The sequence below is a fragment of the Deltaproteobacteria bacterium genome (assembly GCA_029210625.1).
Lineage (GTDB): Bacteria > Myxococcota > Myxococcia > SLRQ01 > SLRQ01 > JARGFU01.
This window is the reverse complement of sequence record JARGFU010000002.1, coordinates 274,219-300,627: the sequence shown is the minus strand read 5'-3', so window position 1 is coordinate 300,627 and position 26,409 is coordinate 274,219. Positions and strand designations below refer to the sequence as shown.

Below are 26,409 nucleotides of genomic sequence, written 5' to 3'. Positions count from 1 at the left end.
GGCGGCGGGGGCCGGGACCGGAGCCGCCGGGGGGGCGGCCGGCGTCGGCGCGAAGCTCGGCGCAGCCGGGGCCGCCGGAGCGGGAGCCGGTGCTGCCGGCGTGGGCGAGAAGGTCGGCGCCGCCGGAGCCGGGGCCGGGGCCGGGGCGGCCGGAGGCACGGGCGCCGGCGCCGGAACCACCGGGCGGGCAGCCATGCCGGGAATCGCGCTCGGCATCGGCTCGCCCTTGGCGCCCGTCACGAGCAGGTTGACCTTGTCGATCAGCGCCTGGGTCTCGAAGGGCTTGGTGATGAAGCCGTCGGCCCCGGAGGCGGTCGCCCGCCCCTCGTCGAAGGGCTCGTGGGTGCCGGCGAGCAAGAGGACCTTGGAGCCAGCGGTGGCCGGATCCTGCTTGAGGGTCTGGCAGGCATCGTAGCCGCTCAGACCAGGCATCACCGCGTCGAGGAGGACCACGGCGGGCTGCACCTCGCGCGCCTTCTGCACCGCCGCGTTCCCATCGTCGACGACGACCACCTCGTAGTCGGTGCGGTCGAAGGTGATCTGAACCACCTTCTGCATGGTCTTGCTGTCGTCTGCCACGAGCAGGATCCTGGACATCCTTGACGCTCCTTGGGCCTACCCCACCCGGGTCAGGCCACGGTCTCGAGGCCCCACGGCAGCCTCCAAACACGGTAAATGCAAAGGGAATCCGACCAAAAAAACGCTCGGCGACCGTACTCGCGTTCCAGGAGGGTGTCAACAAGCTGACGGGCCCGTTTCCGGTCCAAAAGCCTGAATTCCTGGCAGGTTACGATCGGATGACCCGAGCGGCGGCGGAGGCCTCAGCGGCCGCCGCCGGCCGAGAGCTCGGGGAAGGCCGCGGGCAGGTCGATGGGGGCCAGCCCGCCCTCGGTGAGACCCGTCTGCGGATCGAGGGGGGCCGTCCCCTCCACCCCGTCGCAGAGGAGCGCCAGGGGCTCGCCGGCGACCTCGAGGAGGACGGCGATCGCGCCGGTCAGGAGGGGCGAGTGGAGCTCCAGGAGCGGGGCCGGATCGAAGACCGGGAAGAGGCTCCCCTCGTGGAGGAGCAGGCCGGCCTGCTCCTGCGCGGTGCAGGGCAGCGGCGTGACCTGCGCGTCCACCACCCCGAGGGAGAGGGAGAGCGGGATCCCGAAGCGGTCGGCGCCCGCGCGCACCAGGAGCACCCGCTCGATCACCCCCGCACCTCCGCGTCCATCGCCCGCAACACCTCGACGTCGAGCACCGGGAGGATCGCGCCGTCCTCCAGGCAGAGGACCCCCCGGAAGACGGGCCGGGAGAGGCGGGTGAGGGTCGGCAGCTCCATCACCGTCGCGCTCCCCGGGTTGAGGATGGTCTCGACCTCGTCGACCAGGAGCGGCAGCCCTCCCCCGACGAGGTGCACGTGCTCGGCGAGCCTCCCCTCGGGGAGGAGGCTGGGCAGGCCGAGCCGCTCGGCCAGCGGCAGGACGGGCTCCCCCTCGGCGGCGGCGTCGAAGCCCTCCACCTGCTGGGCCTCGAGGGCGCAGCGGAACTTGCCGCAGCGGAGGATGGCGTAGAGCACGCCCTGCGCCTCGCGCCCGCCCCTCCGAGACCTCCCAGCGTGCAGTCCCATGCCCGACCCCTACCACGTTCCCCCCCCAGGAGCGGCCACAAATTCGGCAAGGGTCGATCCGTCGGATAGGCTCGCTGCGATGAGCCGACCCACCTTGCGGAACACCTTGCGGATGGCCGCCTCGGCCTACGCCGAGCAGGACTTCGAACGCGCCCGGGATGCGGCGGCGACGGCGGTCGCCCTCTCCCCCGACTCCGTCCCGGCCCACCACTACCTGGCGGCCTCCCTGGCCGCCCTCGGGCAGCCGCGGGCCGCCGATCGGGCCTTCCACGAGGGCCTGACCCTGGCCCCCGGTGATCCCGAGCTCCTCCTCGGCCTCTGCGACCTCCTCACCGGTGAGCTCTCGACCGACGCTCCGGCCCTGGAGGAGGCGCTGGCGCTCGGCGAGCTCGGGGGCACCCTCGCCGCCCGCAAGGAGGACGAGGGGCTGACCCTGGAGTTCGCGCTGACCTGCGCCCGGGCGCTGACCAGCCTCGGCCGCCCGGCGGAGGCCGTCGTGCGCCTCGCCGGCTTCGACGCCGAGGAGAACACCGACCTCCACCTCCAGCGGGGCATGGCCCACTTCGAGCTCGGCGCCCTGGAGGCCGCCGCCGAGTGCTTCGACCTCGCCCTCGCCCTGGAGCCCGACGAGGCCCTGGCTCACTGGTACCTCGGCCTGATCGCCGAGCACCTCGGGGAGTCCGACGAGGCGCTCCGCCACGCCGAGCGCGCCCGCCGCCTCGATCCGGAGACCTTCCCCACCCCCTTCCTCTCGACCACGCGGACCTTCGAGGGAGCCGTGGAGCGCGCGATCGAGCAGCTCGCCCCGGCCTGGAAGTCGCGGATCCGCCGCTTCGAGATCGTCGTCGAGGCTCTGCCTCCTCGGGGGCGCCTGGGCCCCCTCTCGCCGCTGGCGCTCTGGGATCTCCGGGAGACCGGCGAGGGCCAGACCATCGCCCTCTTCCGCCGCAACCTCGAGCGCGGCTCGGGCAGCCTGGAGGCCCTGGTGAAGAACCTCCAGCGCACCCTGCGCCGGGCGATCGCCAAGAGCGGCCGCCCCCGGCACACCCCCTCCCCGATCCAGCTCTACCCGGCCGCGATCGAGCAGTAGGTCAGCGGTCCAGGCGGGCGCGGATGGTGTCGACCACCATCCCCACCGCGGCGTCGGAGTGCCCGCCGTGGGGGATGATCACGTCGGCGTAGCGCTTCGAGGGCTCGACGAAGCTCCAGTGCATGGGGCGGACCGTGTCGAAGTACTGCTCGATGACGCCGCTCAAGGTCCGGCCGCGCTCGCGGACGTCGCGCTCGATCCGGCGGGCGACGCGCACGTCGTCGTCGGTGTCGACGTAGATCTTCAGGTCGAGCAGCTCGCGCACCGGCGGGAGGGAGAGGACGAGGATCCCCTCCACCACCACCACCGGGCCGGGCTCGAGGGGGATGGTCTCCTCGGTGCGCGTGTGGTGGGTGAAGGAGTAGACCGGCTTCTCGACCCCCCTCCCCTCCCTGAGGGAGCGGATGTGCTCGACGAGGAGCTCGACGTCGAAGGCGTCCGGGTGGTCGAAGTTGATCTTCGCCCGCTCCTCCTCCGAGAGGTGATCGAGCTCCCGGTAGTAGGCGTCCTGATCGAGGAAGACCACCGGGTGACCGGCGAGGGCCACGGCGATGCGCCGGGCGACAGTGGACTTGCCAGAGGCGGTTCCGCCAGCGATGCCAATGGTGAGCACGGACATGGCGCGGCTTCTACCGCATCCGGTCCCGGCTGACGACGCAGGAGGCGCCGAGGCCCCGGATCCGGCCCCGGAAGGGCGCGTTGCTGCCACCCGATCCCCATGCCATACTTCGCGCGCCTCCGCCGGACGGTGGCGAGTGATCGGGTGAGGCGTTCCGGTCGCGAATCCTCACGAACATGCGAACGCGCAACTCCCCAGATCTCGAGCTGGTCCTAGAAGAGGCCACGGACATCGCCCACAACGTGGGCCAGACCCTCTCCAGCACCCACGTGCTGCTGGCGCTCTTCACCGTGCCCAACCCCGCGGAGATCCTCCTGCGCGAGCGCGGGGTGGACGAGGACCGGGTCCTCGAGGCCGTGAAGCGGGTGGTCGGCGAGGGTCAGGAGATCATCGACGACCTCGTCTCGCGGGCCCACACCCTGGCCCGGCAGATGAACAGCCGGGAGGCCGGCTGCCTCCACCTGCTGGTGGCCTTCCTGCGCACCCGCGAGATCGCCGCCCACCGGGTGCTCGCCCGCGCGGGCCTGGACATCGTCGCCACCCGCAACCAGGCGATGAGCCTCCTCACCGGCACCCTCCCCCGCCGCTACCGGGTCGATCCACCGCCGCGCCCACCGCGGCGCACCCCCGAGCGGGGACGCTTCCCGGGCAAGCGAGGCAGCGCCCAGCCGGCCCCCCAGTCCTCGGCCCACACCGTCGAGCCGGGTCCGGGGCCGCAGCCGAGCCGCCGCCGCTGGGACCAGCCGGCCACGCAGTCCGAGGAGGAGCGCCGGGCCGAGGCGCAGGGCCAGGCCCGCGCCGAGCCCGAGCCCCTGGAGGAGGCCCACCTCCCTCCCGAGCCCGAAGAGGAGCTCTCCGGCCCCCACGAGCTGGACCCCGAGCAGTACCCCTGGCTGACCAGCCTGGGCCGGAACCTCACCAGCCTCGCCCACCAGGGCGCCTTCGATCCCCTGGTCGGCCGCGAGAAGGAGGTCGAGGAGGTCATCGACATCCTCGGCAAGCGCCGCACCAACAACCCGGTGCTCGTCGGCGAGCCGGGCGTCGGCAAGACCGCCATCGTCGAGGGCCTCGCCCTCTCCGCCCTCGAGCTCGGCGCACGCGCCGGCCCCATCGGCGAGAAGATCATCATCGAGCTCGACATGGCCTCGATCCTCGCCGGCACCCACCTGCGGGGCTCCTTCTCGGAGAAGCTCAACGGCATCAAGGACGAGGTGCGCCTCTCGGGGGGCCGGGTCATCGTCTTCATCGACGAGATCCACACCCTCATCGGCGCCGGGGCCACCGGCGACGGCCCCCAGGACGCGGCCAACGAGCTGAAGGCCGCCCTCTCGCGCGGCGAGTTCCCCTGCATCGGGGCCACCACCCACGACGAGTACCGCAAGTTCATCGAGTCGGACGCCGCCCTCGAGCGGCGCTTCACGCCGGTGCAGGTCCCCGAGCCGAGCGTCGAGGACACCTGCAAGATCCTCGAGGGCATCATCGAGCGCTACGAGGCCCACCACCGCGTGCCCTATCGCCGCGAGGCCCTCGAGACCGCTGCCCGCCTGGCCGAGCGCTACGTCAGTGACCGCTGCCTCCCCGACAAGGCCATCGCCGTCATCGACCTGGCGGGCTCCCGGGCCCGCCGGCAGGGCGACGAGGAGGTCACCCCCGAGCACATCGCCCGGGTGATCTCCCAGACGGCGCGGGTCCCGGAGGAGCGCCTCCTCCTCACCGATCAGGAGCGCCTCCTCGAGATGGAGGAGGCCCTCGGCAAGCGCATCATCGGCCACCGCGAGGTGCTGCAGCGGGTCGCGGAGGTCGTGCGGCGCAACTACGCCGGCTTCGACTCCCACCGCCCGATGGGCTCCTTCCTCCTCCTCGGCCCCACCGGCGTGGGCAAGACCGAGCTCGCCAAGGCCCTGGCCGACTTCCTCTACGGAGGCCCCGAGGCCCTGGTGCGGGTGGACATGAGCGAGTTCGGCGAGCCGAACACGGTGGCGCGCCTCATCGGCTCCCCCCCGGGCTACGTCGGCCACGAGGAGGGCGGCCAGCTCACCGAGGCCGTCCGCCGCCGCCCCTTCTGCGTCCTCCTCCTCGACGAGATCGAGAAGGCCCACCGGGACGTGCTCCAGCTCCTGCTCCAGGTCCTCGACGAGGGTCACCTCACCGACGGCCGCGGCCGGCAGGTCTCCTTCACCCACACCGTCGTGCTGCTCACCTCCAACCTCGGCGCCTCCGCCTTCGCCAAGAGCGGCGGCCGGGTGGGCTTCGGGGCGAACGCCGACGAGGGTCAGGCCGAGAACCAGAGCCGGGCCCTGGAGCTGGCGCGCAAGTCCCTGCCCCCCGAGCTCTGGAACCGCATCGACGAGCGCCTCACCTTCTCACCCCTCACCCCCGTCGAGGTGCGCTCCGTCGCCCGCCTCCTCCTCGAGGAGAGCAGCCGCAAGCTGGCGGCCGAGCGGGAGATCGTCTTCGAGGCCGGCGAGGAGGTCATCACCCACCTCCTCGAGCACGGCGGCTACGACGTCGAGCTCGGCGCCCGGCCCATGCGGCAGACCATCCAGCGCCTGGTCGAGGCGCCCCTGGCCGACCGGATCCTCCGGGGCGAGATCGAGCGGGGGCTCACGATCACCATCGCGGTGAGCGAGCGCGACGAGCTGCGCTTCGACTGCCTTCCCCCGCAGGTCGGCGTCGCGCGATGAGCCCGGCCGGGCCGCGCGGCGTCTTCGTCGTGGGCGCCGGTCGACTCGGTCGGACCCTGGCGCTGGCGCTCGCCCGCGGCGCGGGCGGCTTCCGCCTCGCCGGCACCTGGAACCGCGGCGAGGCCCGGGCCCGCCAGACCCGCCGCCTCCTCCGGGGGCTCACCCACGGCCCCTGCAGCGGCGGGGAGCTGCCGCCCGGGATCCGCAAGGCGGACCTCGTGCTCCTCTGCGCCGGCGACGACGCCCTCGGCTCCCTGGCGCGCCGCCTGGCCGAGCGCGGGCGGATCGGCCCGGGGCAGACCGTGGCCCACTGCGCCGGTGCCCTCGACCTCTCGGTGCTCGAGCCCTGCGCCCGGGAGGGCGCGGCGGTGGGCTCGCTCCACCCCCTGCGGGCCTTCGTCGATCCCGCCGAGGACCTCGCCCGGCTGCCGGGCACCCTCGCCGTGCTCGAGGGCGAGGCGGAGGCCCTGCCCCTCCTGGAGGCGCTGGCCGGCGCGCTCTCCCTGCGCACCGCCACCCTCGCGGGGGGCCCCCGGGCCCGGGCGCGCTACCACGCCGCCGCGGTGAACGCCGCCGGGAACCTCTGCGCGCTCATGGATGCCTCCCTCGAGCTGGCGGCCGGGGCGGGGCTCTCCCGCGACGACGCCCTCTCGGGGCTGCTCGCCCTCTCCCGGGGCGTCCTCGAGGCGATCGAGCGGGAGGGAGATCCAGCGCGCGCCCTGACCGGGCCGGTGGCCCGGGGCGACGAGGCCGTCCTCGCCGCTCACCGGGAGGCCCTGCGGGGCCTGCCGGCCGACCTGCGGAAGGTCTACGAGCTGCTCATCGCCCGCAGCCGGCGCCTGGCCGGGCGGCGCTGATCAGCCGCGGCGGTAGTGGGCCGCCGCCCCGGCCAGCTTCGCGACCCGGGCCGGGACCAGGTGATCCACGCTCTGGCCCGCGGCGAGCCGGGCCCGCACCTCGGTGGAGCTGACGTCGGGGATCGGCACCCCCTCACCGGCGCCGTGCCCCGCCCGGTCCACCACCACGAAGCGGCAGAGGGAGCGGAGCCGCTCGGGCTCCCTCCAGGTCGGCACCTCGTCCACCAGGTCCGAGCCGATCACCCAGGCGAGGTCGAGCTCGGGGTACCGCTCCTTGAGCGCCGCCACGGTCTCGACGGTGCGAGAGGCGTGAGCCTCGCTGCCGGCCGCCGCGGCCAGCTCGGCCTCGATGGGATCGACCCGCACCCGCCCGCCGAAGATCGAGGCCAGGGCCTCGCACATCTGCCGGCGCAGCTCGAAGTCGGCCAGCCGCTTGCCGAAGGCGTGGGAGTGGGTGGGCAGCAGCCAGACCGCCTCCACCGGTTCGCGGGCCAGCACCGTGGTGATCACGTAGGCGTGCCCGAGGTGGGGGGGGTCGAAGGAGCCCCCGAAGAGGGCGACCTCAGCCATCGCGCGGCCCCTCCTCTCCCTCCGGGACGAGCTGGGTGGGGAGTCGCAGGTGGACCCGGATCCCCTCGCCCTCCTCCCCCTCGATCCACACCCGGCCGCCCGCCGTCTCGGCGACCCGACGCACGATGTGGAGGCCGAAGCCGGCGCCCTGCCCCACCCCGGTCTCGAGGCGGACCAGGGGCTCGAAGACCCGCTCCCGGTGCGCGGGAGGGATCCCGCGGCCGTTGTCCTCGACCACGATCTCCGCGAAGGACGAGTCGCCCGGAGGGTCGTCCAGCACCCGCAGGCTGACCTGGAGGGGGCGCCGAGGGCTACGGTACTTGGTGGCGTTCTCGATCAGGTTGACCAGGGCCTCCTCCAGGTGGACCGGATCGCCGGGGATCTGGCGATCGGTCGCCTCGATCGAGAGCGATCCCCCCGCGCGGGCCACGGTCTCGTGCGTGCGAAGGGCGACGCTCTCGAAGAGGACGGCGAGCTCCACCATCCGGCGCTCGTCGCGAGCCGTGTGGACGGTGGAGAGGGAGAGCAAGCGAGCGGTGAGGTTGGCCATCCAGTCGATGTTCACGTCGATCCGGCCGAGGGCCTCGCTCACCTCCTCCGGGATGGGATCCCCGAGGTACCCGCGCAGCAGATCGACGAAGCCGCTGATGGAGACGAGCGGAGAGCGCAGGTCGTGGGCGGCCACCGCCAGGAAGTCCTCCATCTGGCGGTTCGCCCGGGTGAGCTTCTGGTTCTGCTCCAGGATGTGTCCGACCTGCGCGTCCACCAGCCGCTCCAGACTCTCGGTGTGCTTCTCGAGGCGTCGCTTGGCCCGGCGCAGCTCGAGGAGCACCCGGAGCCGGGCGACCAGCTCCCGCGCGGCGAAGGGCTTGGTGACGTACTCGTCGGCGCCGGCGTCGAAGCCCCGGAGGCGATCCTCGATCTCCCCCAGCGCCGTCACCAGGACCACCGGGATCTCCCGGGTCGCCGGGTCCTGCTTGATGTGCTCGCAGAGCTCTATGCCGTCCATCCCCGGCATCATCACGTCGGAGAGGACGAGGTCCGGCAGCTGCTCCCTCGTCGTCCGCCAGGCCTGCTCGCCGTTCCGGCAGAGGATGACCTCCCAGTAGGGAGAGAGGATCCGGCTCACGTGCTCTCCGAGGAGATCGTTGTCCTCGGCGACCAGCACCCGGTCGCGGTCCTCCCTCCGCTCCGGCGGAGAGGGGTGCTCGGGCTCGCTGGAAGGAGGTGAAGCCATCGCCCCTCTAGGAATAGTGCAAGAAGGCTTCCCTTGCCGAGCGGAAGGCGGCCTCGGCCTCCTCCTGCTCGGCGAAGATCGCGTCGAGGGCCCTCCCCGCCTCCACCGCCTCGCGGAAGGCCGCCGAGCCGGTGAGCAGGTCGATGGCCGGGATCTCCTCCACGAACTCGTAGGCCTTCTCCCGCCAGGCGAAGACCTCGGGGAAGCAGGTGGCGACGGTGTGGATCAGGTGGAGGCCGAAGCGGAAGGGGTCGAAGCGCTCACGATCGGTCACGTGGAGGAAGAGCCCCCCGCAGGTCCGGCCCGCGTGCTTCTGGAACATCGGCCGGAAGCTGGCCTCCCGCAGCACCGCCCCCTCGAGGGTCGCGCGGCCCGCCGGCCCCCCTTCCGAGCGGAGGGCGGCGTGGAGACGATGACCGTCGAGGCCCGGCGCCCCGAAGAGCTCGAAGGGCCGGGTGGTGCCCCGCCCCTCGGAGAGCTCGGTCCCCTCGATCAGACACTGCCCGGGGTAGACGATGGCGGTGTCGAGGGTGGGCATGTTCGGCGAGGGCGGCACGAAGGTCAGGCCCGTCGCGTCGAAGTAGTCGGCGCGGCGCCACCCCTCGCAGAAGAGCACCTCCAGCTCGCACTCCGGGACCAGCTCGCGCTGCAGCCAGAGGGCGAGCTCCCCCACCGAGAGGCCGTGCCGCACGGGGACCGGATAGAGCCCGACGAAGCTCTCGAAGCCCGGCGCGACGGTTCCTCCCCGCACCTGCCCACCCCCGAGGGGGTTGGGGCGGTCGAGGACGAGCACCGGCAGCCCCAGGGGCGCCGCCCGGCGCATGCAGAGCAGGAGGGTGGCGGCGAAGGTGTAGTAGCGGGTGCCGATGTCCTGCACGTCGAAGACCAGCCGGTCGAGGCCCTCGAGGTCCTCGGCCCGCGGCGCGAGGGAGTCCTCGTCGCTGCCGTAGAGGGAGTGCACCGGCAGGCCGGTGACCGGATCGCGGGTCGAGCCGACCGACTCCATGTCCTGGGCCTCGCCCCGCAGCCCGTGCTCGGGCGCGAAGAGGGCGGCGAGCTCGACCCCCTGCGCGGCGTGGAGCAGGTCGGCGAGGTGCTCGAGCGAGGGGTGGATCACCGTGCTCTGGTTGCAGACCAGCCCCACGCGCTGGCCCCGCAGGCGAGCGGCCCCCTCGGCCGCGAGTCGATCGGCGCCGGTGAGGACCCGGCTCATGGCTTGTAGTCGGCGGGGTCGAAGGTGAAGGGCAGCGTGTACTCCTTGCGCCCCTTCTCGGTGGGGAAGGCCGCGTCGAAGACCAGCCAGTAGGCCAGGGCCTCCATCAGCGGATCGTGCAGGCTGTTCTCGACCACGTTGGCCTCGGCGACGGCGCCCTTCTCCACCCAGACCTGGATCGAGAGGGTGCCGCCCAGCTCCGGCGTCTCCTTCAGGCGCGCCCCGTAGGCCTTGCCGAGCACCCGGGCGACGCGCCCGTAGACCTGATCCGGGCTCTTCCCCTGGAGGGCCTTCGCGGGCAGGCCGATCCGCCCGGCGAGGCTCTGCACCGAGGCCTCGGCCTCGGCGTGCCCCAGGGTCCGGGCCTCGCGGTAGTCCGCCATGGCCGTCCGGTAGTCCTCGCGAGCCTCTCGCACCTTGCCCCGGGCGAGGTGCCCGCCGCCGTCGTCGGCCTTGCGGGTGAGGATCTCGGTCCAGGCCGCCTCGGCGCCCTCGAGGTCCCCGATCGCCCCCTTCAGCTCGGCGAGCCGGACCAGGGCCGCGGTCTCGTTGGGATCGAGCTCGGCGATCTTCTCGAGGCTCTCGCGCTCGATGGCCTCGTCCTCGGCCTGGCGGGCCAGCCGGGCGACCGCGCGCCACGCCTCGAGGTCCGCCGGGTGGGTCTTCGCCGAGGCATGCCAGGCGGCCAGGGCCTCGGTGTCCTTTCCCTCCCCCTCGAGCGCGCCGGCCAGCGCACCCGCCAGCTCTCCGCTCTCGGGGGCCCGCTCCACCGCCCGCTGGAGCAGGGCCGTCTTCTCCGGGCCGTCCTCGGAGAGCTCGGCGGCCAGCACGAGGACCTCGATCAGCTCGGGGTGCGCGGCGAGGACCTCCTGTACCCGCGCCAGCGCGGCGGGGCCGTCCGCCTCGCGCTCCAGCCGGGCGAGCTCCAGCCCCGCGAAGGGCGCGCCCTTCGCCCCCCCGGCGCTCCAGGCGGCCGTGAAGGCGGCGCGGGCCTCCTCGTCCTTCTTTCGGGCCAGGGCGATCCGGCCCTGCCGCTCGAGGGCGGGCGCGGTCGCCGGGTAGAGGGCGAGGGCCGCCTCGACCTCACCCCGGGCCTGATCCGGCAGCTCCCAGATCAGGTAGACCTCGGCCATGCCCAGGTGCGCCCAGTAGCTGGCGCCCCCCGTGTTTCCCAGCACCGAGACGACCTCCTTCATCCGGTTCCAGGCCGCGTCGGCGTCGGAGCGCAGCTGGAGGAGGGAGACCGAGATCACCGCCCAGGCCTCCCCGCCCCCGGCCTGCCCCTCGAGCTCGGCCTGGAGCTGGGCGATCCGGGTGCGCAGCCGGGCGACCTCCATCTGGTCGCGCAGCTGGATCATCTCCGCGGTGCGCAGCGGGTCGACCGCGGCCACCGGCGCCTCGTCCTTCGGCTGGGCCGCTGGACAGGCCGTCAGCAGCAGCGTGAGGAGGAGGGGAACGAAGCCCGGAGTGTGGTGTCGGAGGTTCATGGCGCCCCACTATTCCAGAAAGCCGGGGCCGATGACACCGACGCGAGAGGACCTGCAGATGACTCAGGCGGCGATCCGGGCGGCGACCCGGGAGGATCTGTCGTACAGTGCCCCGGTGAGCGATCCGGAGCAGCTCGAGACGAGCCCCGATGGCGGCCTGGAGGACGACGCCGAGCTGGCCGCGGCGGCCCGCGCCTTCAAGCGAGGCCAGGGGCACACCTACCTCTACCTCATCGCCCTCTGCGGCGGCCTGATGCTCGCCTCGCCGGTGCTCAACCGCTTCCTGGAGGCCTTCCAGGGCGTGGTCGTCGACCTCCCCCCGGACGGCCCGGCGGTGATCCTCGATCACACGGGGATGATCATCGAGCGGCGGGTGAGCGACGGCTACCGCCAGAGCCTCTCGGTGGGGCAGTACCTCCGGAAGGTGGAGGCCGAGTGGAACCCGCGGCTGATCGAGGCCAGCGAGCTCGAGGAGCGCACCGACGTGGAGGAGGCCGGCCTGCAGCCGCGGACCTTCCTGCCCTCGCGCATGGCGCTCTACCTCGAGGAGTGGACGGGCACCGTCTACGCCATCCGCAACCAGCAGCTCCCCACCACCGGCAACGGGATGGGCGAGGTGGGCGAGCGCACCACCCTCGAGCTGCAGCTCGACGGGGGCGGCACCAAGAGCCTCACTCTGAGCGAGGAGCTCCGGACCGAGCTCGCGGGAAAGGTGGCGGTAGGGGCGCGCCTTTCGAAGATGGCGCGGCGATGGGAGCCCGTGGTGCTTCCCCGAGGGGCGGTAGCTCCCCCTCCCCCGCCAGCACCCGGAGCGCCTGCCTCGCCAGCGCCGGCAGGGGACAGCGCTCCTCCACCGCCGGAGGCAGCGGCTCCTTCGCCGCCCGCTCCAGCAGCGGACGCGCCGCCTCCACCTTCGCCAGAGTGAGGGCCCGGGCCGCGTCCAGGCGCGCCCGGCACTCGCCCGACGCCAGCGTCTCGAGCAGCCCGGCGATCGCCCGGGCGTCGGAGGCCACCCGCACCGGATCCTTCTCGGCCGCCTGCCGCAGGAGGAGCGCCGCCCGGTCGGGGTGGCCCTGCGCCGTGGCGATCTCCGCGTCGAGGAGGTAGCGCGGCACCTCCTGCTCCGGGGAGCGGCTGTAGTGCTCCCCCAGCAGGTGGACCGCCCGCGAGATCTCTCCCTGGTCCAGCGCCGCTCGGGCCTCCTCGAGGTCGTCGGCGGGCTCCACGCTGCGGGGCGGCAGCGCCGTCCGCTCGGGCTCCCGGGGACAGGCGCTGGTCAGCAGCAGCAGGAGGAGGACGGCCCTAGAGACGGATGTGGACACCCAGGGTCCCCTCCACCGTGCCCACCACCGTGCTGTCGTAGGTGGGCAGGAAGAGCGGACCGAGGTCCGGCAGGGTGAGCTGCATGGCCACCGCGACCTTGTCGGTCAGGTAGTACTCGAAGCCGAAGACGCCGCGGAAGGTGAGGGCGAACTCGAAGCGGTCGGTCAGGGCCATCTTCAGGCTCAGGCCGCCGCCCGCCCAGGGCACCAGGGGCAGCCCCATCGCCAGGTCGAAGCGGTAGGTCGCCTCGATGTTCGGCTGCACCACGAAGTCGCCCTGCCCGGCCCCCAGGTGCAGGCCCACCCCGTAGCCGAGGCCGGTGGGCTCCCCGAGGTGCAGGTCGGCGCCGAAGACGAACTTGTTGCCCTCGACCCCGCAGCAGCCACGCTCGTTGTTCACGTCCAGCTCGCCCCAGGCGCCGAGCATGGGCCGGATGCCCATCTTGCCGCTCGCCACCGGGGCCCGGAACTTCTTCTTCAGGTCGGCGCGCTGGTCCTTCCCGCTGGCGTCCGCGGGCTTGGTCGCCGAGACGGAGCCGGGGCTGCCTCCCCTCACCGGAGGGGGCGCGTCGGCGGCCAGCACCGGCGCGGCCCCGCCGAGGGTCAGCACGGTCACCAGGGTCGTGAGCAATCGTCGCTTCATCTTCGGGCCTCCCCGCCAGCGGGTGATGTCTCGGAACGGGTCGGCCCGGCATCGGCCGACGTCAGCGTCGCATGGTTATCCGAGGTGGCGCCCCTGGCGCCACCCCGTTTCCAGGCTCCCACCTGGACCCTTACGACGGCCGTCGGCCTTTCGATCAGGCGGCGGTCTCGCGCTGTTCTTCGTGAACGAGCAGGACCATGGTCTCGCGGCACTGCGGGCAGGCGACGCGCATCAGACCTCCCACGCCGGTGGGGCAACGCATGATGAAGCGGTGAGAGCAGCGGTCACATTCGACGAGCATTCGCATGGTCTTCTCCTTCTTCGGGATATCGGGGACCTGCCGTCGGCCCACGCCCTCTTGCTTTGCGAGGAGCGATCCAAGTGACAGGGATCACGTGCCTCGCCGGGGGAACAACCGGGAGCACCGCTCCTATTCCTCCGTGTTTCCAGAGGCTTGCCCCTCTTTCGCCTCGAGGCCCCCGCTCCCGGCGGGTGAGGGGCCGAGAAGAAAGAACCGAGGCGATCGTGTCAGACCTGCCCCGGATCGTGATACCCGGGCAACGCATGTCCACTCCCGCACCTCCCTCCTTCGAGCTCACCATCGAGCGCCTCTCCCATGGCGGCCGCGGCGTCGGCCGTCACGAGGGCATCGTCGTCTTCGTCCCCAACGCCGCGGTGGGTGACCGCCTGAAGGTGAAGGTGAAGAAGAAGAAGCGGCGACACCTCGAGGCCGAGATCGAGGAGGTGCTCGTCCCGGGGCCCGGGCGGCAGGAGGCCCCCTGCCCCGTCTTCGGCCGCTGCGGCGGCTGCGCCTGGCAGCACCTCGCCTACGGCGCCCAGCTCGAGGCCAAGGAGGCCATCGTGCGCGACGCCTTCGTGCACCAGGCCGGCATCCCCGACCCGCCGGTGGCGCCGATCCTCGGCTCGCCCGAGGCGCTCCACTACCGCAACAAGATGGAGTTCGCCTTCGACCGGGACGGGACCCTCGGCCTCCATCCCCGGGGCTTCTTCCACGAGGTGATCGAGATCGAGGACTGCCTGCTGGCCGGCAGCTTCGTCGCCGACGTGCTGGCCGTGGTGCGCGCGTACGTGAAGCGCCTGGCCCTGCCGGGCTACGACAAGAAGCGCCACGAGGGCTACCTGCGGCACCTGGTCGTGCGAGAGGGCCAGGGGACGGGGGAGCGCCTGGTCGCCCTCGTCACGGAGCCCGGCACGCTGCCCGAGGCCGAGGCCCTGGTCGCGGCCCTCCTCGAGGAGGTGCCCGGCCTCCAGAGCGTGCTGCACGTCGAGAACGACAGCCAGTCGGACGTCGTCGCCGCCAGCGCCATCCACGTGCTCCACGGCCGCGACCACATCTTCGAGACCCTGGCCGGGCACCGCTACGCCCTCTACCTGCCCACCTTCTTCCAGACCAACTCGGGCGCCGCCGAGGTGCTGGTGGGCAGGACCGTCGAGCTGGCCGCCCTCGAGGGCAGCGAGACCGTCCTCGACGTCTTCTGCGGGGTCGGCGCCTTCTCCCTGCCTCTCGCTCGCCAGGCGAAGCAGGTCTGGGGCGTGGAGATCGTGCCGGAGGCCATCGAGGCGGCTAAGAAGAACGCCGAGCGCGCCGGCCTCACCAACACCTCCTTCCACGCCGGCGACGCCCGCCGCACCCTGCCGCTGGTCCTCGAGGAGATGGGCCAGCCGGATCTGGTCCTCCTCGATCCGCCCCGCTCCGGGGCCGGCGGGAAGGTGATGCGGCGCCTGGGCCGCAGCCGCGCGCCGACGATCCTCTACGTCTCCTGCAACCCCACCACCCTGGCGCCCGATCTGAAGTGGCTCTTCGGGCTCGGATACCGCCTCGAGAGCCTGCAGCCCGTCGACCTCTTCCCCCAGACCTGGCACGTCGAGACCATCGCCCTGCTGCGCCTCGACCCCGACGCGCCGATCGACGAGAGCCTGCTCTAGGCGCGCCCCCTCAGCCCCGCAGGTACTCGCCCACCATGTTGAGGAGGTCGGCGAGCACCAGGGGCTTGGAGAGGAAGTCCGAGGCCCCGGCCTCGTCGGCGACCCGCTCCAGGGCCTCCTCCTCCAGGGCGGAGATGAAGATGACCGGCACCGCGAAGAGCTCGCCGTCGCTGCGCAGGGTCTTGCAGATGTCCACCCCGTCGAGGCCGGGCATGAGGATGTCGAGGAGCACCACCCGGGGGTGCAGCTGCCGGATCAGGGAGAGGGCGTCCGGTCCGGTGCGGGCCTCGTAGACCTCGAAGTCGTGCCGGGAGAGCGCCGTGACGAGCAGATCGATGATGGCCGGATCGTCGTCGGCGACGACCACCGGGGCGGGCCCCTTCACGGCCCCCTGCCGCAGGAGGGTGAGGGTCCGCAGGACGTGGGCCTCGATCCGCGTGCGGTCGGCGACCGAGAGCGCGACGAACCTCACGCCGATGGCGTTGTGGCCGTTCTTGGAGCCCCACTGCACGTCCGCCTCCACCTCGACCTCTCCGTCGGGGAGCTCGAGCACGAGCTGCAACCGCTCCCCGGGGTTCAGGGACGCCGGCACGACGAGGAAGGCCCCGGTGCTGGAGAGGTTGCGGGTGGTCCCCCTCTTCTCGCCCGCGGGGGTCTCGACCCGGACCCGCACCTCGGTGTGGACCCGCGCCGAGCGCCGGGCGCGCTGGTAGGCGGCGCCGGGCGGCTCGAGCCCCAGGAAGCGCCGGCACTTGTCCAGGCTCTCTCCGTCGAGGCGGATGTAGCAGCCCGCCTGGAAGCGCCGGCTGCGGGGACGGCGCGCCACGACCTCGACGTTCAACCGGATCGGCAGCCCGCCGGCCTTCGCCCGGATCTCCAGCGGGACCCGGGAGCCGATCTCCGGCGTGTCCTCCGTCGCGAGGAAGAGCCGATCGGACCCCCGGTGGATCAGGTCGCTCCAGAGGGCGTACTTGTCGTCGAAGAGGAGCTGCAGCATCGAATTGGACCTCTCAGTGGAGAGTTACGCTCCCCTCCCTCGAGACGATCACAACAATCGCCGCGGCCTCCCCGCCGGCCGGGGACGGGCCCCGCCTAGCGATCCTCGGCGAGGGGCCGGAAGCGGCGGGCCGGCCAGCCGTCGCGGTAGGGGATCTTGGTCTGCGGCTTCTTCTCGTAGCTGGGGATCGTGCGGGGCTCCCTGGCCTTCGCCTCGGGGGAGAGGAGCTCCCCGAGGACCTTCCCGGGCATGTCCTTCGCCAGGGGCTGCCCGAAGAGGTGCAGCAGGGTCGGCGCCAGGTCCAGGACGTGGGTCTGGGGGAGGCGGCTCCCCTTCTCGATCCAGGGCGCCGCCGCGATCAGCAGGCCGTCGTCCCGGTGGTTGCCCCCGTAGGGCTCGGTCTTGCGGGGGTGGGGGAAGGGGGCCTCGCCGAAGCCGTGGTCGGAGACGACGAGGACCAGGGTCTCCTCGCCCCGGGTGGCCTCGAGGATGCGGCCGATCCGGGCGTCCATGTCCTCGTAGCAGGCCTGCACGACCCGGCCGAAGCGCGCCTTCAGCTCGGCCGCGTGCTTCGTGGGGATCCCGTGGGTGTCGAGGCGCTCGACGATCTCGGCCTCCGGCTTCTGGAAGATCCAGAAGCGGTGCAGGAGGGAGTCGGAGCACTGGAAGTAGAAGAGGAGGAGCTCCGGCCGGACCTCCGCCTGGAAGCCCAGGGTCAGCGCCTCGACGCTCCGGGCGCGCGCCACGCTCCACCGCAGCGCCCGCACGTAGTTCTTGATGTAGGGGAGCGAGAGGATCGGGCTGCCCGCGGGCGGGACGTCGGCGAAGGCCTTCAGGTCCTCGTCCGAGAGATCCGACCCCTCGACGATGGTCTCCTTCACCCTCGGCCAGAGGCTCTTGGGCTGCACCTGCTGCCCCACGTCGCGCCAGAACGACCCCTTGATGCTCACCTGCTTGGCCGGATCGATGCGCACCGGCGGGGCCAGCATCACGCCGTGCTCGAGCTTCTCGGCCGGCCAGGAGGCGATCCAGCCGACCGACATCACCTGGATCCCCGCGTCGTCGAGGATGTTCCAGAGCGCCTTGGAGCGCCGGTTCTCCGTGGTCAGGCGGGTGCGCTTCTTCTTCCGGAACTCCGGGGGGCTGTACTTGGTGTCCGAGTAGTGGTCCCAGATCCCGTGCTGGCCCGGGTACTTCCCGGTGACCAGGGTGGTCCAGACCTGCGGCGTGCGCAGCGGCCAGATCGAGCGGTGGTCACCGGTGGCGCCCTCCTTCATCAGGCGATCGAGGGTCGGCAGCGCGCCGGCCGCCGCCAGGGGCTCCACGATGTTCAGCGAGACGGCGTCGAGGCCGATGAGGATGACCTTCGGCGGGTCGAGCTTCCGGTCCTCCTCCAGCGCGGCGCCGGTGCCCGGCACGAGGCCAGCGAGGAAGAGGGCGAGGAGCAGGAGGACGGGCTTTTTCTTCACCAGAGCATCGTAGGACCGATCCTCGCACCGCCGCCAGCGCGCACACCCATCGAGAGAGCGGCCACGCTCGCTCAGACCGACTGGCCCTTGCAGTAGATGGTCTGGCCGCAGACGACGAGCTCGCGGCACTCCTCCCCCGGCGTGCAGGGGCTGGTGTCGAAGTACTCGTCGAGGCGGCACTGATTCGCGGCCGCGGCGCAGACGCAGGAGACCGTGGTGGCGCAGGCGCTCACCTCCCGGCAGGGCAGCTCGATCGAGGGATCGGAGCAGGCCAGCACCGTCGGCGACTCACCCTCGCTGCAGGCCTGCTGCTCGCAGCCGCTGAGGGTGGGGCAGTACCGCACGACCCCACAGACGTTGTAGGGCAGACAGTTGGGCAGGCCGTTGCAGGCGTCGAGGAGGAAGCCGCCGTCGGGGCAGCTCTCCTCTCCCAGGCAGACCTCCACGCTCCGGCAGATCACGCTCTGGCCACAGGCCGTCCGCTCGAGGCAGGTCTCGGCGTCGGTACAGGCACCGAAGACCTGGTACTCCCCCTCGGGGCAGGGCGTCACGCAGGTGGGATCCGGTCCGCACTGCAGCACGCCCCCGCAGCCGTCGTCGGCCGTGCGGCAGTCGGCGCAGGCGCCCTCCACCTTCACCTCGCCCGTCCGGCAGATGGCGGTGGGGACGCAGTCTCCCCCGTCCTCGTCTCCTCCCCCTCCCCCGCCGCCGCAGCCGGCGACGAGCAGGGTGCAGGTAACGATCACCGCGAATGCGAGGTGTCGCATGGCTCCTCCCTCGATCATCGAGGAGGAGTCTACCTCATGCGGGCGGCCAGGCCTCCAGCGGGGGGAGCCTACTCCTCCTCGTCGACGACCTCGGCCTCGACCTCGGCCTCGCTGGCCGGGCCCGCGCTCTTGGCCTTGAGCTGCTCGACCAGGCCCTTGAACTCCTCGCCGAGCTCCTCGAAGGTGACCGCCAGCGCGTCGACCACGGAGCTGGCCGCGGCCTTGCCCTCGGCCTTCAGCTCGGGGTCCTTCGCGGCCTCGCGCACCGTGTCGGCGATCCGATCGACGGCGGCGGCCAGCTTGTCCACGACCTCCTTCGCCTTCGCCTCGGCGCTCTTGGCGGCCTCCTTCGCCCCCTCGGTCGCGGCCTCGACGCCCTCACTGGCGGAGGGCCCGTCGTAGTGCTCCCGGAGCTTGTTCCCGAGCTCCTTGAACTGCTCACCGACCTTGCTCCAACCCGCCTTGATCTCGCTCATGTGTAGAGCCTCCTTTGGTCCCCCATGGGTAAGGACGATGCGTCTCCGGTCAAGGCACCCCACAGAAAAAGCCTGTCTTTTCAGATGCTTTTCAAATTTCGTCTCGAACCGGATGACAAAATGACCGTTTGAGCTAAATTGGTCATTATGCAACGCCCCGAGTTCCAGGACGCCCTCCGGATCCTCCAGGAGATGCTCTCTCCGGCGGGGCTCTCGGAGGGCCAGCTGCGCAAGCGGCAGCGGATCATCGAGGCCTCGACCGGCCTCTTCCTGCGCCACGGCTACCGCCGGACGAGCGTGGACGAGATCGCCCGCGAGTCGCACGTGGCCAAGGGCACGGTCTACACCTACTTCAAGAACAAGGCGGAGCTGCTCGTCCACGCCATCGCCTCGGAGAAGCAGGGCTTCGTGGAGCGGCTGGCCCCGCTCCTCGATCAGGAGCAACCGGGAGAGCAGCGCCTGCGCACCTGGCTGGGGATGGTCTTCGAGATCGTCGATCAGATGCCCCTGACCTCCTCGCTGATGCGCGGCGACCGAGAGGTGCTCATCGCCCTCGAGGAGATCGATCCCTCCCTGGGCGACTTCTTCGTCCAGCAGCAGCACGCCTTCATCGATCAGATGATCGCCGAGGCCGCGGGCGACGCGCGCTTCACCGGCGCCGAGCTCGGAGAGCGAGGCCAGGCGCTCATGGCCATCGCCTACTCCGCCAACTTCATCATGGACGAGCGGGTGCGCGGCGGCATCGAGCACCGTCGCTTCGCTCACCTGCTCGCCGACATCCTGGTCGATGGCATCGCTCATCGATCCAGTGGAGCGGACTGAAAGAGCATCCGAAACATCAGACCGAGGGCGTCCGGCCCGACCTGAGATCATCCCGAAGGAGAACAACATGAAGAGGACATTCCCCCACCCGGCTCCGGGCCGCCGCCTCGGCCTCGCCGTCGCGCTCGGCGCCCTCGTGCTCCTCGCCGCCCCGGCCCGGGCCGAGGTCCCGGACATCGACACGCTGCTGAAGAAGGCGGACGACGTCAGCCGGGGCGAGTCGAGCCAGGGCGTGATGGTCATGCACATCAAGACCAAGCACTGGGAGCGCAACCTCGAGATGGAGGTGGCCTCCAAGGGGACCGAGAAGACCCTGATGAAGATCCTCTCCCCCGCCAAGGAGAAGGGCACCACGACCCTGAAGGTCGAGGACAACATCTGGAACTACCTCCCGAAGGTCGACCGCACCATCAAGGTGCCCGCCTCGATGATGTCCGGCTCTTGGATGGGCAGCCACTTCACCAACGACGACCTGGTGAAGGAGTCCCGCTACACCGACGACTTCGCCTGCGCCTACGTCTCCCACCCGGAGAAGGTCGCCGAGGGCCACGGGGTGGCGGAGTACGTCATCGACTGCAAGCCCAACGAGAACGCGGCGGTGGTCTGGGGCAAGGTGCGGATCTTCGTCGATCAGCCCAGCGAGCTCATCACCAAGGCCGAGTTCTTCGACGAGAAGGGTGAGCTGGTGCGCACGATGACCTACTCCGAGGTCAAGGAGATGGGCGGCCGCAAGCTGCCCACCGTGATGACCCTGAAGGTCGCCGACAAGCCCGAGGAGTACACCGAGGTGATCTTCAAGGAGATCGTCTTCGACGTGGACATCCCCGACCGCACCTTCTCCCTGCAGGCCCTGAAGCGCTGACCCGCCGAAAGGAGACGCCATGAGCACCTTCAAGATGGCCTGGCGCAACATCTGGCGAAACAAGCGACGCACGCTGGTGACGGTGGCGGCGATGACCATCGCGGTCTTCATCACCATCGGCTACTCCGGGATGGTCGCCGGGATGCTGATCCAGCTGGAGTCCGACTCCCTGGATTTCGAGCTGGGGGCCGCCCAGATCTTCGCCGAGGGCTACCAGGACCGCCCCTCCATCTACACGGACATCGAGGACACCGCGGGCATCCTGGAGCGCCTGGACGCGAAGGAGCTGGCCGCCGCACCCCGCCTCAACGGCGCGGGCCTGGTGGCCGCCGGTGAGGCCTCCTCGGGCGCCCTCTTCAAGGGGGTCGATCTCGTCCGGGATCCGAAGGTCCTCGCCCTCGCCTCCCAGGTCCACCACGGGAGCTGGCTGGCCGCCGACGTGCCCAAGGGCGTGGTCATCGGCCGCAAGCTGGCCCACACCCTCGGCGTCGGCGTGGGGGACGAGATGATCGTCCTCTCCCAGGCCACCGACGGCAGCATGGCCAACGACCTGCTCACCGTGCAGGGCATCCTCAAGGGGGTCGGGGCCGAGATCGACCGGGCGGGCGTCTTCATGAGCGAGGACCTCTTCCGGGAGCTCCTCGTCTACGAAGGTGGCGCCCACCAGATCATCATCAAGCGCCCGCACGTCCTGGACACCGACGCGGTGAAGGCCGCCGCGGTCGAGGCCGCTCCGGGTCAGGACGTGCAGAGCTGGAAGGAGCTCAACCCCACCCTGGCCTCGATGCTCGAGTCGGTCACCGGGATGATCAACATCATGTTCTTCATCGTGAACGTGGCCATCGGCATCGTCATCCTGAACGCGATGCTGATGTCGGTCTTCGAGCGCATCAAGGAGTTCGGCGTGCTCAAGGCCCTCGGCATCGCGCCCAGCGGGGTGATGAAGCTCATCTACGTCGAGTCCTTCATCCAGGTGACCATCTCGGTCTGCGTCGGGCTGCTCTTGATAGCGCCGGTGCTCTACTACCTGGCGAACACGGGCATCGACATGGGCGCCCTGGCCGGCACCGACATGATGGGCCTGGCCATGATGGAGACCTGGTACGCGGACGTCACGCCCGAGATCTTCAAGGGCCCGATCTTCATGACCCTCTTCGTGGTCTCGATGGCGGTCTTCTACCCCGCCCTCAAGGCCGCGGTGATCCAACCCGTCGCAGCGATGCGGCACCAGTAGGAGGGCACCATGGGCATCTTCAAGCTGGCCTCCATGGCCTGGAAGAACCTCTGGCGTCACCGGCGCCGGACCATCATCACCGCCTTCGCCATCGCCTTCGCCTGCTTCCTCGCAGCGATCATGATCGGCATGAACGACAAGAGCTGGGAGGACGTGATCAACACGGCCGCCCGGATCGGCGGCGGCCACATCACGGTGCAGCACCCCGACTACCACGACAAGCCGGCCCTGAACCGGACCGTGCCGGCGACCGCCGCCAAGGTGAAGGCCATCACCGAGATCGACGGCGTCAAGCGGGCCCTCCCCCGCATCGTCGGGCAGACCATGCTCTCGACCACCACCGAGAGCTACGGGGCGGGCTTCATCGCCTACGACCCGGCGGTGGAGAGCACCGAGACCCTCTCGATCCTCGAGGCCCTCCGCGAGGGTGAGCTCTTCCAGAGCTCGAAGGACAAGGGGATCATCCTCGGTGAGCGCCTGGCCAACAACCTCGGCGCCGAGATGGGTGACAAGGTGGTCTACACCCTCACCGCGAAGAACGGGGAGATCGTCTCGGGGCTGGCCCGGGTCTCGGGCCTGGTGCGGACCGGCTCCCCGGCCGTCGACCTCGGCCTCTGCTTCCTGCCCCTGGACGCGGTGCGCGGCACGCTCGGCTACGACGCGGACGAGGCGGTGCAGATCGCGGTCTTCCTCGAGAGCCAGCGCGAGAGCGGGCGGCTCGTGGAGGAGGTGGCCGCCACCCTCGACGACGGCAGCGTCGCGCTCACCTGGCGCCAGAGCCAGCCCGACCTCGACTCCTTCATCGCGATGAAGAAGGGGGGCGGGACCTTCTTCTCGATGCTGATCCTGCTGCTCTGCGCCGCGGGCATCTTCAACACCCTCTTCGTGAGCGTGATGGAGCGGATGCGCGAGTTCGGCATCCTGGTCGCGGTGGGCTTCCAGCCCAGCAAGCTCTTCTCCCTGGTGATGCTGGAGAGCCTCTGGCTGGGCTTCGTCGGCGTCGCCCTGGGCTTCGCCATCACCGCCTGGCCCTACTACTACCTGGCCACCACCGGCGTCGATCTGACCGAGGTCTACGCCAGCAGCGGACAGCAGATGGACATCGCGGGGGTGGGCTTCAGCCCGATCCTCAAGATCGGGCTCTACCCGGAGAGCATGCTCGCCATCATCGTCATCGCCATGGCCGCCACCCTCCTCTCGGGGCTCTACCCGGCCTGGAAGGCCGTGAAGGTGGAGCCCGTCGAGACCATCACCCTCGTCTGATCCCAAGGAGTCGAGTCATGACCATCGAGAACGGAAAGCCCATCGTCGAGATCGCGGGGGTCACCAAGACCTACGAGCAGGGCAAGCTCGAGGTGAAGGCGCTGCGCGGCCTCGACCTCACGGTCGCCGCCGGCGAGTTCACGGCCATCTGCGGACCCTCGGGCTCGGGCAAGACCACCGCCCTGAACCTGATCGGCGCCCTGGACCGCCCCACCACCGGCAGCATCAGGCTGGAGGGGATCGACCTGGCCACCCAGAGCCGCAAGGCCCTCTCCCGGATCCGGCGCGACCGGATCGGCTTCGTCTTCCAGGCCTACAACCTCATGCCGGTGCTCACCGCCTACGAGAACGCCGAGATCGTCCTGGCCGTCCAGGGGGTCTCGAAGGAGGAGCGCCGGGAGACGGTGATGAGGCTCCTGAAGGAGGTCGGCCTCGAGGGGCTGGAGGATCGCCGCCCCAACGAGCTCTCCGGCGGGCAGCAGCAGCGCGTGGCCATCGCCCGGGCCATCGCCTCCAACCCGGCGGTGGTGCTGGCCGACGAGCCCACGGCGAACGTCGACTCGGAGACCGCCGAGAAGCTCCTGGCGATCATGGAGGAGATGAACCGCCTCCACGGCGTCACCTTCATCTTCTCCACCCACGATCCCCGGGTGATGGACCGCGCGCACCGCCTGGTGCGCCTCGTCGACGGCCAGGTCGCCGCCGACGAGCGCAAGAGCTAGCGCGACCTAGCCGAAGTCCGGCACGCAGGTGCAGGAGTCGGCCTGGCAGGTGAAGCCCGCCTCGCAGGTGGGGTTGCAGGTCCCGTCGCAGCCGCCCGGATCGGGGTTCGGGTTGCTCGTCCGGTCCTCCCACTCCCGGTAGCTCACCGTGACCCCGTCCCCGATCTGGGGGCGGGAGGTGCCCAGGAAGAAGATGCTGTTGCTCACCGGATCGTAGTCGAAGCCGTCCAGGGCGCTGCGGGGCACCTCTCGGCGGCCGGCGGTGGGGTTCTGCGGATCGCAGGCCAGGCCCGCCGGGGTGACGACCACCTTCAGGGTGGCGGAGATGGGCGCCCCGGTGAGCTGGAAGGCCGACGCCGCTCCGGCCACCGCGTTGACGATGTCGTCGAGGGTCTGGCCGGGGTCCGAGGCGCAGACCGAGCCGTAGGATCCGCCGGTGGCCTCGATGACCTCCTTGTAGCCCCAGCCGGCCTCCTGGCTGCTCGTGCCGTTGGTCGGGTTCGCGCAGCCCCCCGGGCTCTCGGCGATGACCCCGAAGGCGATGGCCGACTCCGCGAGCAGGACGTCGACGAAGGGCTGCACCGTGGAGTCGATGCACTGCTGCCCGGCGGCGTCCGGGACGTAGGTCTTGTTGCGGTCCTGCACGCCGGCGCAGGCCGCCTCCACGGACTGGTCGTGCTCATCCGAGACGTAGACCACCACCAGCTTCACCCCCTCGCGCACCTTGTCCGCGACCTCGGTGGCGCTGCGGGGCATCGCCCGGCCGCCGGGGCGGATGGCGTCGTTCACCGCCAGCAGCCCGTACTCCTGGCCGTCGCCCCCGGCGATGTCCCACCAGGCCCCGAAGGTGCCGGCGTCGCGGGTGAAGCCCGGGGCATAGAACTGCCCGGGGTTGGCGGAGTTGATCGAGTTGTTCTCGTGGGGCATCACCGCCATCCGCGCGTCGACGCCGAGGTTGGCCAGGGCGTCGAAGACCATCGTGGCGCTGCTCTTGATCGGCATCCGCTCGTCGTTGGTCGAGCCGGAGATGTCGCTCATCCAGATGAAGTCGGCCCGGGGGTCACTCTCCACCACGAAGGAGTCGCAGCGGGTGTTGTCCCGGTCGCCGTGCTGGCCCAGCGCCGTGCCGTTGCCCAGATCGGCCACCCGGATGCGAGCCTGCAGGGCCTTGTCGTCGTAGGAGGCCTTGTCGGTCACCGCCCCGAGGATCACGATGCGTCCCGCGTCTCCGTTGCCGTTGCGACGCACGAGGATCTCGAAGCCGAAGACGAACTCGCCGCCCGGCGCGAAGCTCGTCACCGCGGGCAGGCCGCTGATGTCGGCGGGCGCATGATCCGAGAGGGACGCGGCGAGGGCGTCGCGGATCGCCCCGGCGTTCGAGCCGGCGGCCGTGAAGTTGAAGCGGGCCGAGACCATCGCCGGGTAGCCGTCCCAGCTGGTCACGGTCCGGCCGGTGATCCGCTCGACGAAGGTCCAGGGCCAGCTGCCGCTGCCCAGGCGGCCGGCGAGGGCCGTGAGCTGGGCGTTGGGATCTCCGCCGGAGATCGGCTCGTCGATGGAGAGGAGCAACCCCGCCACGCCGGCCGCGGCGTCGTCGAAGGCCGCGCCGTTGGCCCGCTCTCCCTGGGAGAGGTTGGAGAAGACCAGGCGCGAGTGGGCGAAGGTGGTCTCCAGGGCGATGCGGGTGTCGCCGCTGCCCTGCTCCTCCCAGGCCATGGGCTTCAGCGCGTCCTGGGCGCAGGTGGCCAGGACGTCGCACTTCACCGAGTTGTCCGGATCGGAGGGGTCGAGGGGGTCGTAGCCGAGGTCCACCTCGTCGCCGTCGACCAGTCCGTCGCCGTCGGTGTCGGCCACCGTCGGATCGGTGCCGTACTGCCCCTCCTCCCCGTCCTCGAGGCGGTCGCCGTCGGTGTCGGGGTTCAGGGGATCGAGGCGCGCGGCGATCTCGATGCCGTCGTCCAGCCCGTCGCGATCCGTGTCGCGGTTGAGGGGATCGGTGCCCAGCTCGAGCTCGCGGCCGTCCACCAGCCCATCACCGTCGGTGTCCGCGCGAAGCGGGTCGGTGCCCAGGCCGTCCTCCTCACCGTCGTCGAGGCCGTCGCCGTCGGTGTCGGCCTGGGTGGGGTCCAGGCCCCGCAGGCACTCGGCGTCGTTGTCGAGGCCGTCACCGTCCAGGTCCCTGCCGGTGGTCGTGCCCACCCAGGCGCCACCCTCGCAGGCTCCGGTCTCCCCCTTCTCGCCGCAGGCCCCGTTGATGCAGATCCTCTCGCTGCCGCAGTCCTCGGCGGTCACACAGGTCTTCCCCCCCGAGCAGCTGCAGGCCGGCCCGATCAGGGCTGCCACAGCGAGGAGGGAGAAGAGCAGCATCCCGCTTCGAGGCCGGCGCCGAACCACCGTCGAGCCCGAATTCCCCATGCTGGTCATCCTTTGCTGGTCGTTCCTCCGCGTCCCTGACCTCCCAACCCTAGCGGGGCCGGGGCAGGCTTCGCAATCGGCAACACCCGATGCCCCCCCGG

The 26,409-nt window shown here is 71.3% G+C and carries 25 protein-coding genes; 10 read left to right on the top strand and 15 right to left on the bottom strand.

What is annotated here, in order from left to right; all coding sequences use genetic code 11:
* From P1V51_03465 to P1V51_03455, 3 genes are all read right to left on the bottom strand, one after another.
* Positions 1-597: response regulator (locus P1V51_03465; protein MDF1562072.1), on the bottom strand; the 597-nt coding region annotated here is incomplete at its 3' end.
* Positions 598-821: 224 nt separating this feature from the next.
* Positions 822-1,196, bottom strand: a complete 375-nt coding sequence (locus P1V51_03460; protein MDF1562071.1) for a chemotaxis protein CheW — start codon at positions 1,194-1,196, stop codon at positions 822-824.
* Positions 1,193-1,612 (bottom strand): hypothetical protein, encoded by a 420-nt coding sequence (locus P1V51_03455; protein MDF1562070.1) that lies wholly within the window; start codon positions 1,610-1,612, stop codon positions 1,193-1,195. The genes P1V51_03460 and P1V51_03455 overlap by 4 nt, the downstream gene beginning before the upstream one ends.
* A 79-nt stretch (positions 1,613-1,691) precedes the next feature.
* On the opposite strand from P1V51_03455, the gene P1V51_03450 reads away from it, so the two are divergent.
* A complete protein-coding gene (locus tag P1V51_03450; GenBank protein ID MDF1562069.1) occupies positions 1,692-2,702 on the top strand; it encodes a tetratricopeptide repeat protein in 1,011 nt (336 codons plus the stop codon).
* Position 2,703: 1 nt separating this feature from the next.
* On the opposite strand, the gene udk is transcribed toward P1V51_03450, so the two are convergent.
* Entirely contained in the window at positions 2,704-3,321 is a 618-nt protein-coding gene (gene udk, locus P1V51_03445; GenBank protein MDF1562068.1) for a uridine kinase, read from the bottom strand.
* A gap of 176 nt (positions 3,322-3,497) precedes the next feature.
* On the opposite strand from udk, the gene P1V51_03440 reads away from it, so the two are divergent.
* The gene (locus tag P1V51_03440) at positions 3,498-6,005 is read left to right on the top strand and encodes an ATP-dependent Clp protease ATP-binding subunit (GenBank protein ID MDF1562067.1); all 2,508 of its coding nucleotides are present in this window, start codon (positions 3,498-3,500) and stop codon (positions 6,003-6,005) included.
* Positions 6,002-6,862, top strand: coding sequence for a DUF2520 domain-containing protein (locus tag P1V51_03435; protein ID MDF1562066.1), 861 nt, complete (start codon positions 6,002-6,004; stop codon positions 6,860-6,862). The genes P1V51_03440 and P1V51_03435 overlap by 4 nt, the downstream gene beginning before the upstream one ends.
* Here P1V51_03435 and P1V51_03430 read toward each other — a convergent pair whose 3' ends face one another.
* From P1V51_03430 to P1V51_03415, 4 genes are read right to left on the bottom strand one after another with little or no spacing between them, the layout of a single operon-like run.
* Positions 6,863-7,432, bottom strand: a complete 570-nt coding sequence (locus P1V51_03430; protein MDF1562065.1) for a nicotinate-nicotinamide nucleotide adenylyltransferase — start codon at positions 7,430-7,432, stop codon at positions 6,863-6,865.
* Entirely contained in the window at positions 7,425-8,669 is a 1,245-nt protein-coding gene (locus tag P1V51_03425) for a hybrid sensor histidine kinase/response regulator (protein MDF1562064.1), read from the bottom strand. The genes P1V51_03430 and P1V51_03425 overlap by 8 nt, the downstream gene beginning before the upstream one ends.
* Before the next feature lie 7 nt (positions 8,670-8,676).
* On the bottom strand, positions 8,677-9,882 hold the full coding sequence (locus tag P1V51_03420) for a DUF1343 domain-containing protein (GenBank protein MDF1562063.1): 1,206 nt from the start codon (positions 9,880-9,882) through the stop codon (positions 8,677-8,679).
* Positions 9,879-11,369 (bottom strand): hypothetical protein, encoded by a 1,491-nt coding sequence (locus P1V51_03415; GenBank protein ID MDF1562062.1) that lies wholly within the window; start codon positions 11,367-11,369, stop codon positions 9,879-9,881. Before P1V51_03415 ends, P1V51_03420 begins: the two co-directional genes overlap by 4 nt.
* 31 nt (positions 11,370-11,400) lie before the next feature.
* On the opposite strand from P1V51_03415, the gene P1V51_03410 reads away from it, so the two are divergent.
* Positions 11,401-12,294: a hypothetical protein gene (locus P1V51_03410; GenBank protein MDF1562061.1), complete on the top strand. Its 894-nt coding sequence runs from the start codon at positions 11,401-11,403 to the stop codon at positions 12,292-12,294.
* 377 nt (positions 12,295-12,671) lie between these two features.
* Here P1V51_03410 and P1V51_03405 read toward each other — a convergent pair whose 3' ends face one another.
* Both P1V51_03405 and P1V51_03400 read right to left on the bottom strand, forming a co-directional pair.
* A complete protein-coding gene (locus tag P1V51_03405; GenBank protein MDF1562060.1) occupies positions 12,672-13,334 on the bottom strand; it encodes a hypothetical protein in 663 nt (220 codons plus the stop codon).
* A gap of 154 nt (positions 13,335-13,488) precedes the next feature.
* On the bottom strand, positions 13,489-13,635 hold the full coding sequence (locus P1V51_03400; GenBank protein ID MDF1562059.1) for a hypothetical protein: 147 nt from the start codon (positions 13,633-13,635) through the stop codon (positions 13,489-13,491).
* 263 nt (positions 13,636-13,898) lie between these two features.
* Here P1V51_03400 and rlmD point away from each other — a divergent pair, with 263 nt between their 5' ends.
* Entirely contained in the window at positions 13,899-15,281 is a 1,383-nt protein-coding gene (gene rlmD / locus P1V51_03395) for a 23S rRNA (uracil(1939)-C(5))-methyltransferase RlmD (protein MDF1562058.1), read from the top strand.
* Positions 15,282-15,291: 10 nt separating this feature from the next.
* Here rlmD and P1V51_03390 read toward each other — a convergent pair whose 3' ends face one another.
* The 4 genes from P1V51_03390 to P1V51_03375 all read right to left on the bottom strand — a co-directional run bounded on the left by P1V51_03390 (position 15,292) and on the right by P1V51_03375 (position 18,990).
* On the bottom strand, positions 15,292-16,278 hold the full coding sequence (locus tag P1V51_03390) for a response regulator (GenBank protein MDF1562057.1): 987 nt from the start codon (positions 16,276-16,278) through the stop codon (positions 15,292-15,294).
* 95 nt (positions 16,279-16,373) lie between these two features.
* On the bottom strand, positions 16,374-17,747 hold the full coding sequence (locus P1V51_03385) for an alkaline phosphatase family protein (GenBank protein ID MDF1562056.1): 1,374 nt from the start codon (positions 17,745-17,747) through the stop codon (positions 16,374-16,376).
* Between the two features lie 71 nt (positions 17,748-17,818).
* Positions 17,819-18,514, bottom strand: coding sequence for a hypothetical protein (locus tag P1V51_03380; protein ID MDF1562055.1), 696 nt, complete (start codon positions 18,512-18,514; stop codon positions 17,819-17,821).
* 68 nt (positions 18,515-18,582) lie between these two features.
* The gene (locus tag P1V51_03375; GenBank protein ID MDF1562054.1) at positions 18,583-18,990 is read right to left on the bottom strand and encodes a hypothetical protein; all 408 of its coding nucleotides are present in this window, start codon (positions 18,988-18,990) and stop codon (positions 18,583-18,585) included.
* Between the two features lie 147 nt (positions 18,991-19,137).
* Between P1V51_03375 and P1V51_03370 the strand changes: the two genes are divergently transcribed.
* The 5 genes from P1V51_03370 (at position 19,138) to P1V51_03350 (ending at position 23,893) form a co-directional block, all read left to right on the top strand.
* Positions 19,138-19,812 (top strand): helix-turn-helix domain containing protein, encoded by a 675-nt coding sequence (locus P1V51_03370; protein MDF1562053.1) that lies wholly within the window; start codon positions 19,138-19,140, stop codon positions 19,810-19,812.
* 67 nt (positions 19,813-19,879) lie between these two features.
* Complete coding sequence (locus tag P1V51_03365) at positions 19,880-20,674, top strand: outer membrane lipoprotein-sorting protein (protein MDF1562052.1); 795 nt, start codon at positions 19,880-19,882, stop codon at positions 20,672-20,674.
* A gap of 19 nt (positions 20,675-20,693) precedes the next feature.
* Entirely contained in the window at positions 20,694-21,908 is a 1,215-nt protein-coding gene (locus P1V51_03360; GenBank protein MDF1562051.1) for an ABC transporter permease, read from the top strand.
* Positions 21,909-21,917: 9 nt separating this feature from the next.
* Positions 21,918-23,171: an FtsX-like permease family protein gene (locus P1V51_03355; GenBank protein MDF1562050.1), complete on the top strand. Its 1,254-nt coding sequence runs from the start codon at positions 21,918-21,920 to the stop codon at positions 23,169-23,171.
* 17 nt (positions 23,172-23,188) lie between these two features.
* On the top strand, positions 23,189-23,893 hold the full coding sequence (locus P1V51_03350; GenBank protein MDF1562049.1) for an ABC transporter ATP-binding protein: 705 nt from the start codon (positions 23,189-23,191) through the stop codon (positions 23,891-23,893).
* 6 nt (positions 23,894-23,899) lie between these two features.
* On the opposite strand, the gene P1V51_03345 is transcribed toward P1V51_03350, so the two are convergent.
* Complete coding sequence (locus P1V51_03345; GenBank protein MDF1562048.1) at positions 23,900-26,260, bottom strand: hypothetical protein; 2,361 nt, start codon at positions 26,258-26,260, stop codon at positions 23,900-23,902.
* Positions 26,261-26,409 lie beyond the last annotated feature (149 nt).